Genomic DNA, 13,420 nt, shown 5'->3' on the forward strand with positions numbered 1-13,420 from the left:
TGAGGGCAAGGGGGCTCATTCACGTGCGGATGTCAGCCGCGAAGGGGCGACATGTATCCTGTCGCGCTGTATCCGGTGCTCCCCCGCGCCCCGGTGCGAACGGTCGAACAGGAGAACAGGTAGTGCCCACATGGCTTGTCACCGGCGGCGCCGGATTCATTGGCGGTAACTTCGTTCTCGAGGCCGTCGCGCGCGGCGTCAAAGTCATCAACCTCGATGCGCTGACCTACGCCGGCAATCTGAAGACCCTGTCCAGCCTGGACGGCGACCCGAATCACGTGTTCGTGCAGGGCGACATCGGCGATCAGGCGCTGGTCACCCGCCTGCTGGCCGAGCACCGGCCGGACGCCGTGCTCAACTTTGCTGCCGAGAGCCACGTGGATCGCTCCATCGACGGTCCTGGCGCCTTCATCCAGACCAACGTGGTGGGCACCCTGGGCCTGCTGGAGGCGGTCCGCGATTACTGGAAGGCGCTGCCGGCCGAGCAGGGCGCGGCCTTCCGCTTCCTGCACGTATCCACTGACGAGGTGTACGGCACCCTGGGCGAGACCGGCAAGTTCAGCGAAACCACGCCGTATGCTCCGAATTCCCCGTACTCGGCGTCGAAGGCCGCCTCGGACCACCTGGTCCGTGCGTTCCACCACACCTACGGGCTGCCGGTGCTGACCACCAACTGCTCCAACAACTACGGCCCGTACCACTTCCCCGAGAAGCTTATCCCGCTGGTGATCGCCAAGGCGCTGGCCGGCGAGCCGCTGCCGGTGTACGGCGACGGCAAGCAGGTGCGCGACTGGCTGTTCGTGTCCGATCACTGCGAGGCGATCCGCACCGTGCTGGCCAAGGGCCAGGTTGGCGAGACCTACAACGTCGGTGGCAATTCGGAAAAACAGAACATCGAAGTGGTGCAGGCCATCTGCGCACTGCTGGACCAGCGCCGCCCGCGTGCGGATGGCCAGCCGCGCAGCAGCCAGATCACCTACGTCACCGACCGCCCCGGCCATGACCGCCGCTATGCGATCGATGCGTCCAAGCTGAAGAACGACCTGGGCTGGGAACCGGCCTACACCTTCGAGCAGGGCATCACCTTCACCGTCGACTGGTACCTGGACAACCAGGAATGGGTCAACGGCGTGCTGGACGGCAGCTACCGCCTGCAGCGCATCGGCACCGCAGCCTGAACCCGGGAGACACCATGACGCAGCGCAAGGGCATCATCCTCGCCGGCGGCTCCGGCACCCGGCTGTATCCGATCACCAAGGGCGTCAGCAAGCAGCTGCTGCCGGTGTACGACAAGCCGATGATCTACTACCCGCTCAGCGTGCTGATGCTGGCGGGCATCCGCGAGGTGCTGATCATCAACGCCCCGCACGAACAGGTCTTGTTCCAGCAGCTGCTGGGTGACGGCTCGCAGTGGGGCATGGATATCCAGTACGCCGTGCAGCCCAGCCCCGATGGCCTGGCCCAGGCCTACCTGATCGGCCGGGAGTTCCTGGACGGACAGCCGAGCTGCCTGGTTCTGGGCGACAACATCTTCCACGGTCACGGCCTGCGCGACGTGCTCAAGCGCGCCGATGAGCGCACCGACGGTGCCACCGTGTTCGGCTACTGGGTGAATGATCCGGAGCGCTATGGCGTGGCCGAGTTCGACAAGAGCGGCAAGGTCATCGACCTGGTGGAGAAGCCGGAAAACCCGCGTTCGAACTATGCGGTGACTGGCCTGTACTTCTATGACGGCAAGGCCAGCGATTACGCGTCCGAGCTGAAGCCGTCGCCGCGCGGCGAGCTGGAGATCACCGATCTCAACAAGCGCTATCTGGGCGAGAGCAACCTGCACCTGGAAGCGCTCGGCCGTGGCTATGCCTGGCTCGATACCGGCACCCACCAGTCGCTGCTGGAAGCCTCCAACTTCATCGAGACCATCCAGACCCGGCAGGGACTGCAGGTCTGCTGCCCCGAGGAAATCGCCTTCGGCAAGGGCTGGATCAGCGCCGAGCAGCTGGAAGCACTGGCTGCACCGTTGATCAAGAATGGCTACGGCCAATATCTGCAGAAACTGGCACTGCGTGGGGTGGTTCCGTGAAGGTGATTGAAACCCGCTTGCCGGGCTGTGTTGTGATTGAACCGAAAGTGTTCGGCGACGAACGTGGATTCTTCTTCGAAGGCTGGAACGCTGCGCGTTTCGGTGAGCTCGGGTTGCCCACGCAGTTCGTGCAGAGCAATGTGTCATCCTCCAGCAAGGGGGTTCTACGCGGCCTGCACTATCAGTGGCCGCGCCCGCAGGGCAAGCTGGTGAGCGTTCTGGAAGGCGAAGTTTATGATGTTGCCGTGGACGTCCGTCGCGGTTCGCCGACCTTCGGTCAGTGGGAGGCGGTTGTGCTGAGTGCGCAGAACAAGCGTCAGTTCTGGATCCCAGAGGGCTTCGCGCATGGTTTTGCCGTGCTGTCCGAATCCGCACTTTTCCACTACCTGTGCACTGATGTCTACGTGCCCGAGGCCGACGCCGGCATTCGCTGGAATGACGGCGCGATTGCCGTGGATTGGCCGCTGGGCTCGCCGACGCTGTCGCCCAAGGACGAGCGCGCGCCTTTCCTGGTTGATATTGCAGACGAGCGTCTGCCGGTGTTTGCTGCATGACCACGTTGGTTCTTGGCGGCAATGGCCAGCTTGGCCAGGAGCTGCTGCGGGCATTGGGGTCATCGGAACCGGTGGTCGCGACAACCCGGACCGGCAGGTTGCCCGATGGCAGCGCCTGTGAGATCGCAGATTTCAATCGCCCCGAGCTTCTGCCAGCCCTGCTGGACAGCGTGCAGCCTTCGGCCGTCGTCAACGCCGCTGCGTATACGGCGGTTGATCGAGCCGAGCAGGACATGGAAGCAGCATTCACGGCCAACGCTATCGCTCCAGGCGTGATCGCGCGTTGGTGTGCCACGCGCGGCGTGCCGCTGGTGCATTACTCTACCGATTATGTTTTCGATGGGCAGGGGCACAGGCCGTACCAGGAAGACGATTTGACTGCGCCTTTGGGTGTCTATGGCACCAGCAAGCGTGATGGGGAGGATGCCATCCGCGCTGCCGCCGGTCGCCATCTGATTTTTCGCACCGCCTGGGTATATGCCTCACACGGTGCAAATTTCCTGCGCACCATGCTGCGCGTCGGCGCCGAGCGAGAGCAGCTGCGCGTGGTGGCTGACCAGGTGGGTACGCCGACGCCGGCGGCGCTGATCGCCGATGTCACCGCGCAGGCACTGCAGCACCCAGGGCAGTTGTCGGGCACCTGGCACCTGACCGCCAGTGGCCAGACCAGCTGGCATGGCTTTGCCGAGGCGATTTTTGCCGAGGCGCTGGCGATGGGCGTATTGCCGAAGGTGCCCACCGTCGAGGCGATTCCCAGCTCCGAATATCCGACGCCGGCCAAGCGCCCGGCCCGGTCGGTGCTGGACAACCGTCGGTTGCAGCAGGATTTCGGCCTCGTGCTGCCATCCTGGCAGGACGGGTTGAAGAGGGTGATGTGGGAGTTGATTCCGGCCAACGGCTGAGCCAGTGCTGTGCATGCAGATTCGGCGATGTTGGAAGGCAAAAGTCGCGCTTGGCCGGACAGGTCAGGGCCGCTGTCCTTGGCGATCGGACGCTCCTCGCCAAGCCAGCAAAAACAGCTGGAGCCATTCAGACTGCGGCTTTCTTGCTCCAGCCGAACAGGTCTGATTCTACGTTCCTCTGCGGGTGGTGGACGGCCGGCCCGGCCTGCGGGTGCGTCTGGCCGGCAGGCCCGGCAACGGCGCCAGCAGCGCCTGCACGTCTTCTTCGCTGAAGCGTGGCCCCGTAGCGCCGCCGCCTTCGAGAATGGCGTCGGCCAGCGTGGCCTTGCGCTCCTGCAGCTCGGCAATCCGTTCTTCGATGCTGCCTGCGGCGATCAGCCGGTAAACGAACACCGGCTGCTGCTGGCCGATGCGATGGGCGCGATCGCTGGCCTGGTTTTCGGCCGCCGGATTCCACCACGGGTCGAAGTGGATGACGGTATCGGCGGCGGTCAGGTTCAACCCGACGCCACCTGCCTTCAGGCTGATCAGGAATACCGGCACCTCGCCCTGCATGAAGCGCTGCACCGGCGTGGCCCGGTCCTGGGTGTCGCCGGTCAGGGTCACATAGGCCAAGCCCAGCTGATCCAGTGCCTGCGCGATCAGCGAGAGCATGCCGGTGAACTGCGAGAACAGCAGGATGCGCCGGCCTTCCTCGACCATCGACGGCAGCATCTCGCGCAGCAGGTCCAGCTTGGCTGAGCCCGCATTGCGCGCCGGGGCATCACCAGGCAGCAGGCGCGGATCGCAGCAGACCTGGCGCAGCTTCAGCAACGCATCCAGTACCACGATGTGGCTGCGCGCCAGCCCGCTGCCGCTGATGGCTTCGCGCACCTGCTTTTCCATCGCTGCGCGCACGGTTTCATAGAGATCACGCTGGCCGCTCTCCATTTCCACCGCGCGGGTAATGACGGTCTTGGGCGGAAGCTCTGACGCCACCTGGTCCTTGCGCCGGCGCAGTATGAACGGACGCAGCCGTTGCGCCAGCAAGGTGGCGCGGCGGTGGTCGCTGCCACGTTCGATCGGATGGCGCCAATGCTGGTTGAACTGTTTCTCGCTGCCTAGCAGGCCGGGCAGCAGGAAGTCGAACTGCGTCCACAGTTCGCCCAGGTGGTTTTCCAGCGGCGTGCCGGTCAGGCACAGCCGGTGGCGCGCCTGCAGCGTGCGCAGGGTGATGGCCGCGCGTGACTTCGGATTCTTCACCTGCTGGGCTTCATCCAGAATCAGCAGATGGTAGGTATGTGCCTGCAGCGCCTGCTCGTCGCGCCACAGCAGAGGGTAGGTGGTCAGTACAAGGTCGTGCCCGGGAATCGCCTCGAACAGCGTTTCACGTGCCGGCCCGTGCAGGGTCAGCACGCGCAGGCCCGGGGTGAAGCGTGCCGCTTCGCTCTGCCAGTTGTGCAGCAGCGAAGTGGGCACCACCAGCAGCGTCGGACGGTCCAGGCGACCGGCTTCCTTCTCGACCAGCACATGCGCCAGCGTCTGCACGGTTTTGCCCAGGCCCATGTCATCGGCCAGCACGCCCCCCAGGCCCTGCTGGCGCAGGTACTGCAGCCACGACAGGCCTTCGCGCTGATAGGGACGCAGCGTTGCCACCAGCCCTGCCGGCGGCGGCACTTCGCCCAATGCGGGTGCCTGCATCAGCCGCTGCACCAGTGCCTGGGTGTCCTTGCGCCCGCGGAACTGCAGGCGCGCCGTGTCCTGCAGCGCCTGCAGGCGGCCACGGTCAAGCACAGACAGGCGCAGCGGCGCGCCACGCTGGGCGAACAGATCCGTCAACAGGGCCATGATCGGTTTCAGTCGTGCGGCCCGCAATGCCAGGCGCGTGTTGTCGCCCGCCGTCAACAGGATGTTCTCATCATCGCCGATGGCGTCCAGCTGGCCACGCATCCAGCGGGGATCGGACTGCAGCACCTGCTGCAGCAGCGGAACCATCGACACGTTGCGGCCTTCCACCTGGATGTCCAGGCCCAGGTTGAACCAGCCCGCATCCGCCGGGTCCGCCTGGATGTCCAGGTCGATCTCATCCACCCGGGTGATGCGATGGCGGAAATCGTCGTCGGTCTCTACCTTCCAGCCCAAGGCTTCCAGGCGCGGTACGTCGTCCAGCAGGAACCGTGTCCAGTCATGGGTGCGCAGCTGGAACTGAGGTCCTGCGCCCTCCAATGGCGCCCGCGGCGCCGTGTCGCGATGCAGTCCCACCGTGCGCAGCTCGGCCTCGCGCCGTGATTCCTCGGCCAGGTCGCGGGGCAGCAGCGCAAGCTGGCCCTCCGGATCGTGGGCGAACAGGCTCGGATCATCCAGGAACCGCACGTGCTCGTCGTATTCGAAGGCCACGGTGGCGATATCGGCCCATTGCGAAGGGTCGCGTGGGCCGAGCCACGGCGGACGGAACTCGACCGTGTGCAGGCGCAGGACGGGGGTCATCGAACGGATCAGCAGCGTTGGCAGCGTGCTGCTGTCGTCGGGCATGGGGGGCGTATGGTCGATCTGCTGCAGCATCTGCGCCAGCACAGCCGCCACGTGCATGCAGTCGTGGCCGAGCGGGCAGGAACACCGGTTGCGCAGCAGGCTGCGCGGATGGCGAACACTGGCGGCCAGGTCGATCTCCACCCGGTAGGAGTACTTGGCCGGGATCTTTACCTCAGCGACCAGAATGTCACCGAACAGACGCATGCTATGGACTTCCGACAGGCCATGGTCGCTCATTTCCAGCGTCCGGCCTTCCATCCAGCGGAGCAGGTCTTCTTCGGTGTAGGTATGGGCCATCAACGAGGGTGGGGCGGGCACGGGGCCGGCCATTGGCAGGGGAACCCGGCATTCTACGGAACCCTGTGCGATGCCCGTGCAATGCTGCGGCGCATCCAGGCCCTTCGCCGCCCTCCAGCTAGAATGCGGTCATCCTCAACGTGCAGGGTAGTACAGCAATGCAGCAATCGACTTCCACCGGCAAGCGCAGCAAGCGTTTCGCCAGTGCGGCGGAGGCCCTGCAAGGGGTGGTCGCCGATGGCCAGACGCTGGCCGTGGGCGGCTTCGGCCTGTGTGGCATTCCCGAGGCCCTGATCGCCGCGCTGCGCGACAGTGGCGCCAAGGGCCTGACCGTGATCTCCAACAATGCCGGGGTCGATGGTTTCGGTCTGGGCCAGCTGCTGGAAACCCGGCAGATCAAGAAGATGATTTCGTCCTATGTGGGCGAGAACAAGGAGTTCGAGCGGCAGTTCCTGGCCGGCGAGCTCGAGCTGGAATTCAACCCGCAGGGCACCCTGGCCGAACGCCTGCGTGCCGGCGGCGCAGGCATTCCGGCGTTCTTCACCGCCACCGGCTATGGCACAGTGGTGGCCGAAGGCAAGGAAACCCGCGAGTTCGACGGCAAGCACTACGTGATGGAAACCGCGCTGCGCGCCGATGTGGCACTGGTCAAGGCCTGGAAGGCCGACGAGGCTGGCAACCTGGTGTTCCGCAAGACCGCGCGCAACTTCAACCCGGCCTGCGCGATGGCCGGCAAGGTCTGCATCGTGGAAGTGGAGGACGTGGTGCCGGTCGGTGCGATTGATCCGGACCAGGTTCACTTGCCGGGCATCTATGTGCACCGCATCGTGCACAACGCGCATCCTGAGAAGCGAATCGAACAGCGCACCATCCGCGCGGAGGGCAACTGACATGGCGTGGACCCGCGATGAAATGGCGGCCCGTGCCGCCCAGGAACTGACCGATGGCGCCTACGTGAACCTTGGCATCGGCCTGCCGACCCTGGTCGCCAACCACATTCCCGACGGCGTGGATGTGTGGCTGCAGTCGGAGAACGGCCTGCTCGGCATTGGCCCGTTCCCGACCGACGCCGAGGTCGACGCCGACCTGATCAACGCCGGCAAGCAGACGGTCACCGCACGTGCGGGCGCCAGCTACTTCGGCAGCCACGACAGCTTCGCGATGATCCGCGGTGGCCACGTCAACCTGGCCATCCTCGGCGCCATGCAGGTCACCGACAAGGGCGACCTGGCCAACTGGATGGTGCCCGGCAAGATGGTCAAGGGCATGGGCGGCGCGATGGACCTGGTCGCCGGCGTGCAGCGCGTGGTGGTGTTGATGGAGCACACCGCCAAGAACGGTGAGCACAAGATCCTGGCCGAATGCTCGCTGCCGCTGACCGGCGTCGGCGTGGTCGACCGCATCATCACCGACCTGGCCGTGTTCGACGTCACCGATGCTGGTCTGGTGCTGGTGGAAGCGGCGCCGGGTGTCAGCAATGACGAACTGAAGGAAAAAACGGGCGTGGCGTTCGCGCGCCGCTGACGTTCCGGGGCGGCCTTCGGTCGCCCCCCCTATTCCTTGGGGCGCCCATGCTGTTCCCCCACGACCTTCCCGATGCCGACGTCCGCCACCTCCCGGCCTGGCTGTCTCCCGCCGAGGCCGATGCCTTGCAGCGCGATCTGCAAGCCGGCGTGCCGTGGGAGGTGCATCGCATCCGCATGTTCGGCAGCTGGGTAGATTCGCCACGGTTGAGCTGCTGGATAGGTGATCCGCAGGCGCGCTATCGCTACTCGGGGGCAGAATTCGTGCCGCACCCGTGGCCGCCGTCCCTGCAGGGCATGCGCGAGCGCCTGCAGGACGATGGCTTCGGCCGCTTCAACAGCGTGCTGCTGAACCGCTATCGCGGCGGCGGCGACTACATGGGATGGCACAGCGATGACGAGCCGGAGTTGGGTCCGGTCCCGGTGATTGCGTCGCTGAGTCTGGGCGCATCGCGTCGATTCCTGCTGCGCCGGCGCGATGATCCGGCGCGCAAGGCCGAGTACCTGCTCGGCCATGGCGATCTGCTGGTAATGGCGGGGCAGACGCAGAGGTTCTACCAGCACGCGCTTCCGAAGATGGCGCGGGTGCAGGGTGAGCGGATCAACCTGACGTTCCGCTGGATTGCGCCGCGCTGATCGATCAGCGCGCGACGTTAGGCTGGTCGGCCTGCCCGCTCACCAGTGTCCACCCCACCACATCCTGCGCAAGCTGCTGCAGGCCACGTTCGAACGCCGCGGTCACCGCCGGTACGTCGGTGCTGCCGACCGGCTGCGCCTGGCGGAACGTACGGTCGGCCACCACGCGCTGGTCGGCGACGTGGATCAGCTTGGCGTTGACCTCGATCACCACGGTCGGCGTGGCCTGGCCCTGGTAATCCGATTCGAAGCGGCGCACGTCGGTGGACAGCTTGTAGTCGGCACGGATGCCGGCGGTGCTGCGCGCCACGCCGCGGATGCGCCCGGAATCCTCGAAGCCGCGCAGCAGGGTGTCCTCGATCATGTCGGTGGCCGGCTGTGCCCAGCTGGCGCCCTTGTAGATTTCCATCTGCGAAGGCGTCGGCCGCACATTGATGCGCGGGCTGTCCACCAGGCGCGCGGCGCTCGGCTTGGCCAGTACCAGCTGCCAGCTGGCCTGTGGCCACGCCGGGTCGGCCTTCACCTGCACCGAGGGCGAGTACAGCGTCACTGCGGTTTTCTCGCTGCTGCCAAGGATGGAGCAGCCGCCCAGCAGGGCGACCATCGAAGCGGCCAGCAGCAGGCGCGGAAGGGGGGGCGGGCTCATTTGGGTTCGAACTCCTTCGGTGCGTCGCGGCCCAGCAGGTAGCGCGCGGGGTTGTTCTCGAGGCGGTCGCTGACCCGGCGCAGGTCGCGGATCAGGCCGCGCAGCTCGGTCAGCGTCGGGCCGAGCTGGCCGAGGCCATCATTGGCGAAGCTGTTGATCGCGGCGCGGTTCTCGCCAAGGATCGAATCGGCGTTGCCGGCGGCCGAGTCGAGCTTGGCCAGGGTGGCATCGAGCTTGTCGATGATGCCCGGCAGCTGCTGCACCAGGTTCCTGTCCAGGCGCTCGATGGTGCCGTTGGTGGTCTTCAGCGTGGTGTCCAGGCTGCGGGCGGCATCGCGCGCGCTGAGCAGCAGCGCCTGGGTACCCTGGTCGCGGTCGGCCAGACCACCGCTGATGGTCTCCAGGTTGGCCAGCGTGGCATTGATCGAGGCTACATTGCGGTCGCTGAGGATCTGGTCCATGCGCTCGACGATGCGGTTGGCAACATCGGTGATGTTCTGCAGCGCCGACGGCGTGGTCGGTATGATCGGTGCCGGGTCCTTGTTGACTGTGGTCAGCGCCGGCGACTGCGGCGTACCGCCGCTGAGCTGGATGATCGACGGGCCGGTGAGGCTGGTGATCGCCAGCTTGGCGCGGGTATCGGTCTTGACCGGCGTGGTCGAGTTCAGGCGGATGCGTGCGACCACCTGGCGCGGGTCATCCGGCACCAGGTTCAGTTCGACGATCGACCCGACCGCGATGCCGTTGTACTGCACCGGGCTGCCCACCGACAGGCCGGTCACCGCCTCGCGGAACACCACGCGGTATTCCTGCCACGTGCGGTCGGAAGAGTACTTGGCCGCCCACAGGCCGAACGCCAGCAGGGCCAGGCCGGTGATCAGGGTGAACGCGCCGATCAGCACGTAGTTGGCTTTGGTTTCCATGGCTCAGGCACTCTCGATCTGTTCGCCACGCGCGGCGCGCGCGCGGGGTCCGTGGAAGTATTCCTGGATCCACGGATGATCCAGTTTCTCGATTTCCGGGAGGGGGGCGTTGGCAACGACCCTGCGGTCGGCCAGCACGGCCACGCGGTCGCAGATGGCGTACAGGGTGTCCAGGTCGTGGGTGATCAGGAACACGGTCAGCCCCAGCGCTTCCTGCAGGGTCTTGATCAGTCGGTCGAACGCGGCCGCGCCGATCGGGTCGAGGCCGGCGGTGGGTTCGTCCAGGAACAGCAGCGGCGGGTCCAGCGCCAGCGCCCGGGCCAGGCCGGCGCGCTTGCGCATGCCGCCGGACAGCTGCGAGGGCAGCTTGTTGATCGCGTCGGCGGGCAGGCCGGCCAGCTTCACCTTCAGCAGTGCCAGCTCGTAATGCCAGCGCTCGGGCAGTTCGCGGTGGTGTTCCTTCAGCGGCACCTGCACGTTCTCGCCCACGGTCAGTGACGAAAACAGTGCGCCGTCCTGGAACAGCACGCCGGTGTTGCGTTCGATGTGCAGGCGGCTCTCGGCGTCGTCGGCACGCGCGTCGCGGCCCAGCACTTCGATCTGGCCTTCGTCGGGCGTGCGCAGGCCAAGGATGGAGCGCATCAGCACCGACTTGCCGGTGCCGGAGCCACCGACCACGCCCAGGATCTCGCCGCGACGCACGTCCAGGTCCAGGTCTTCGTGCACGGTCTGGCTGCCGAAACGGTTGACCAGGCCGCGCACGCGGATGGCCAGCTCGTGGCCGTCGTCGTCCTGCATGGGAATGTCTTCGGGCGTCGGATGCGTGCTCATGTCACCAGCCCATGTGCATGAACCACAACGCCGCGAAAGCGTCGATGATGATCACCAGCGAGATCGTCTGCACCACGCTGGAAGTAGTGCGTTCGCCTACCGACTGTGCCGTGCCTTCGACCTTCAGGCCTTCCAAGCAGCCGATCAGGCCGATCACCAGCGCGAATACCGGCGCCTTCGACAGGCCGACCAGCATGTGCCGCACCTCCATGGTCTCGTGCATGCGCGCGATGTACATCTGCGGCGGGATGTCGAGGTCGAACGCACCGACGGTGACGCCGCCGGCCAGGCCGGCGATCATCGCGATGAAGGTCAGCAGGGGCAGGGTGACCAGCAACGCCAGCAAGCGAGGCAGCACCAGCAGGTCGACCGGGTCCAGGCCCAGCGTGCGCATCGCATCGATTTCCTCGCGCGCCTTCATCGCGCCGATCTGTGCGGTGAAGGCGCTGGCGGTACGGCCGGCCAGCACGATCGCGGTCAGCAGCACCGCGAACTCGCGCAGGAAGGCGATGTTGACCAGTTCGACCACGTAGATCTCGGCGCCGAAGTCGCGCAGGATGGTCGAGCCGAGGAAGGCGATCACCGCACCGACCAGGTAGGACAGCAGTGCCACCAGCGGCACCGCATCCAGCCCGACCTGCTCCATCTGGTGCACGGTGGCGGTAAGGCGGAAGCGGCGCGGTTCCTTGACCAGGCGGGCCGCCTTGACCAGGTTCTCGCCGAGGAAACTGCACAGCGCCTTGATGTTGTGGCCTGTGGCATGGACGCTGACACCCAGCCGCTCCAGTGCCGCCAGCACGCCGAAGTCGCGCTTGGGCTTGGGCCGGTCGTCGGCGACTTCCTCGATGGTGCACACCAGCGCCTGGTGATCCGCGCGGAACTTCAGTGCGTCTTCGCCGAGGTCGGCGCGATGGGCCACGCGCAGCACCTGCAGCACGCCGGCCGAATCCATCTTCTCGATGGCGGTGGCATCGATGCCGGTCAGCGTGTCAGGAACGCCACGCAGGACCTCGGCCGCGGCCAACGCGGTCTTCAAGGTCCAGGTGCCGGACAGGCGGATCACGCCCGGATCATGGGCGTCCTGTTCGAGCTGGGGGGCGTGGTTCGGGGTCACTTGGGCCATTCCGGTCGCAGCATAACCGTTCTGTATTGGCCATCGCGTCGAACTCGGATGAATTTCTCCGGTCAGGCCCCGCCTAGGTAATACTACGGCGCATGTCCGCAGATGCTCACACGATCCCCACGCCCCAGGCCACCTACGCGCAGCGGGTGGCCTTCGTTTCCGAGATCGCCGGACGCCTGCACAGCTATGGCACCACGGCCCAGCGCCTGGAAACGGCGGTGGTGGCACTGGCTCGCCAGCTCGACCTGGATTGTGAACCGTGGTCGAACCCCACCGGCATCATCCTCAGCTTCAGCGATCCGGCGCAGGCGATCGGCTCCAGTGACATCACCCGGGTGATCCGCCTGGCGCCCGGCGAGAACGACCTGCACAAGCTCAGCGTCGCCGACCATATTGCCGAAGAAGTGGCCAACGGCCGGATGAGCATCGCCCAGGGCCACACCGCGCTGCGCCAGCTGGACAAGGATCCGGGCCGGCGCGGCAAGCTGCGCACGATCCTCTCGTTCACCCTTGGCGCGGCCGGCGTGGCCGGCATGTGGAAGCTGCCGTGGCTGGACATTGCGACCGCCGGTGTCATCGGCCTGATGATCGGCCTGCTCGGCATGGTCACCGACCGTCGCCCGGCCACCCGCGAAGCCGCCGAGGCACTGGCCGCGCTGTTGGCCGGCCTGGTCGCCACCCTGGTTGCGTCCTTTATTGGTGCGCTCAACCTCAACACGGTGATCATCGCCTCGCTGGTAGTGCTGCTGCCCGGCATGTCGCTGACCAATGCGGTCAACGAACTGGCCAGCCAGCACTGGGTATCGGGCACCGCGCGCTTTGCCGGCGCGCTGACCACCATCATGAAGCTCAGCGTCGGCGCGATGATCGCGGTGACCCTGGCCGACGTGCTCGGTCTCGACCCGGTGATCCGCGCGGCTCGGCCGCAGGGGCCGTGGGTGGAGTGGGGCTCGCTGCTGACCGCGGCATTCGCGTTCGCGATGCTGTTCAAGGCCAATCGTCGCGACTATCCGTGGGTGATTGCCGCCTCGGTGGCCGGTTATGCGATCTCCAAGTTTGGCGGCCACGCCTGGGGCGCGCCGGCCGGCATCTTCCTGTCGGCGATGCTGCTGACGGCCGGTGGCAATCTGTTCGGTCGTCTGGTCGGGCGTCCGGGCGCGATCATCCGCCTGCCCGGCATCATCATGATGGTGCCCGGCAGCACCAGCCTGCGCGGCGTGCTGACCCTGGTCCAGCAGCAGGACGTGGGCGCCGGCCAGAGCGTGTTCCTTACCGTGCTCAACGTGGTGATGGCACTGGTGGCCGGCCTGCTGTTCGGCAATCTGCTGATGCCCGCCCGCAAGACTCTGTAGAGCCGAGCCCATGCTCGGCTTCGGATATGGATAGCCGAGCGT

General features: G+C 66.3%; 13 protein-coding genes. 8 read left to right on the forward strand and 5 right to left on the reverse strand.

All coding sequences use genetic code 11. The features are described from left to right. The first annotated feature begins 122 nt into the window (after positions 1-122). From rfbB to rfbD, 4 genes are read left to right on the forward strand one after another with little or no spacing between them, the layout of a single operon-like run. A complete protein-coding gene (rfbB, locus tag VG543_RS17245) occupies positions 123-1,178 on the forward strand; it encodes a dTDP-glucose 4,6-dehydratase (protein ID WP_227844417.1) in 1,056 nt (351 codons plus the stop codon). 14 nt (positions 1,179-1,192) lie between these two features. Further along, a complete protein-coding gene (rfbA, locus tag VG543_RS17250) occupies positions 1,193-2,080 on the forward strand; it encodes a glucose-1-phosphate thymidylyltransferase RfbA (RefSeq protein ID WP_197575756.1) in 888 nt (295 codons plus the stop codon). Next, complete coding sequence (rfbC, locus tag VG543_RS17255; RefSeq protein WP_197575755.1) at positions 2,077-2,634, forward strand: dTDP-4-dehydrorhamnose 3,5-epimerase; 558 nt, start codon at positions 2,077-2,079, stop codon at positions 2,632-2,634. Before rfbA ends, rfbC begins: the two co-directional genes overlap by 4 nt. Continuing rightward, the gene (rfbD, locus tag VG543_RS17260) at positions 2,631-3,536 is read left to right on the forward strand and encodes a dTDP-4-dehydrorhamnose reductase (protein ID WP_423179022.1); all 906 of its coding nucleotides are present in this window, start codon (positions 2,631-2,633) and stop codon (positions 3,534-3,536) included. Before rfbC ends, rfbD begins: the two co-directional genes overlap by 4 nt. Before the next feature lie 168 nt (positions 3,537-3,704). Here the strand turns inward: rfbD and VG543_RS17265 are convergent, their stop codons facing one another. Then, complete coding sequence (locus tag VG543_RS17265) at positions 3,705-6,344, reverse strand: DEAD/DEAH box helicase (protein ID WP_423179029.1); 2,640 nt, start codon at positions 6,342-6,344, stop codon at positions 3,705-3,707. A gap of 158 nt (positions 6,345-6,502) precedes the next feature. Between VG543_RS17265 and VG543_RS17270 the strand changes: the two genes are divergently transcribed. From VG543_RS17270 to VG543_RS17280, 3 genes are read left to right on the forward strand one after another with little or no spacing between them, the layout of a single operon-like run. Next, complete coding sequence (locus VG543_RS17270) at positions 6,503-7,234, forward strand: CoA transferase subunit A (RefSeq protein WP_180877057.1); 732 nt, start codon at positions 6,503-6,505, stop codon at positions 7,232-7,234. Between the two features lies 1 nt (position 7,235). After that, positions 7,236-7,868, forward strand: a complete 633-nt coding sequence (locus tag VG543_RS17275; protein WP_088611004.1) for a CoA transferase subunit B — start codon at positions 7,236-7,238, stop codon at positions 7,866-7,868. Between the two features lie 47 nt (positions 7,869-7,915). Next, on the forward strand, positions 7,916-8,503 hold the full coding sequence (locus tag VG543_RS17280) for an alpha-ketoglutarate-dependent dioxygenase AlkB family protein (RefSeq protein ID WP_423179023.1): 588 nt from the start codon (positions 7,916-7,918) through the stop codon (positions 8,501-8,503). A gap of 4 nt (positions 8,504-8,507) precedes the next feature. On the opposite strand, the gene VG543_RS17285 is transcribed toward VG543_RS17280, so the two are convergent. The 4 genes from VG543_RS17285 to VG543_RS17300 are packed head-to-tail and all read right to left on the reverse strand — an operon-like array spanning position 8,508 to position 12,026. Beyond that, positions 8,508-9,149, reverse strand: a complete 642-nt coding sequence (locus tag VG543_RS17285) for an ABC-type transport auxiliary lipoprotein family protein (RefSeq protein ID WP_021202701.1) — start codon at positions 9,147-9,149, stop codon at positions 8,508-8,510. After that, complete coding sequence (locus VG543_RS17290; protein WP_019660980.1) at positions 9,146-10,072, reverse strand: MlaD family protein; 927 nt, start codon at positions 10,070-10,072, stop codon at positions 9,146-9,148. The genes VG543_RS17285 and VG543_RS17290 overlap by 4 nt, the downstream gene beginning before the upstream one ends. A gap of 3 nt (positions 10,073-10,075) precedes the next feature. Continuing rightward, entirely contained in the window at positions 10,076-10,903 is an 828-nt protein-coding gene (locus VG543_RS17295) for an ABC transporter ATP-binding protein (RefSeq protein WP_021202702.1), read from the reverse strand. A gap of 1 nt (position 10,904) precedes the next feature. Then, positions 10,905-12,026: an ABC transporter permease gene (locus tag VG543_RS17300; RefSeq protein WP_019660982.1), complete on the reverse strand. Its 1,122-nt coding sequence runs from the start codon at positions 12,024-12,026 to the stop codon at positions 10,905-10,907. Between the two features lie 92 nt (positions 12,027-12,118). On the opposite strand from VG543_RS17300, the gene VG543_RS17305 reads away from it, so the two are divergent. Further along, the gene (locus VG543_RS17305; protein ID WP_019660983.1) at positions 12,119-13,378 is read left to right on the forward strand and encodes a threonine/serine ThrE exporter family protein; all 1,260 of its coding nucleotides are present in this window, start codon (positions 12,119-12,121) and stop codon (positions 13,376-13,378) included. Positions 13,379-13,420: the final 42 nt, after the last annotated feature.

Origin of the sequence: Stenotrophomonas sp. CASM101 (assembly GCF_049384845.1) — a bacterium.
Taxonomy (GTDB): Bacteria; Pseudomonadota; Gammaproteobacteria; order Xanthomonadales; family Xanthomonadaceae; genus Stenotrophomonas; species Stenotrophomonas hibiscicola.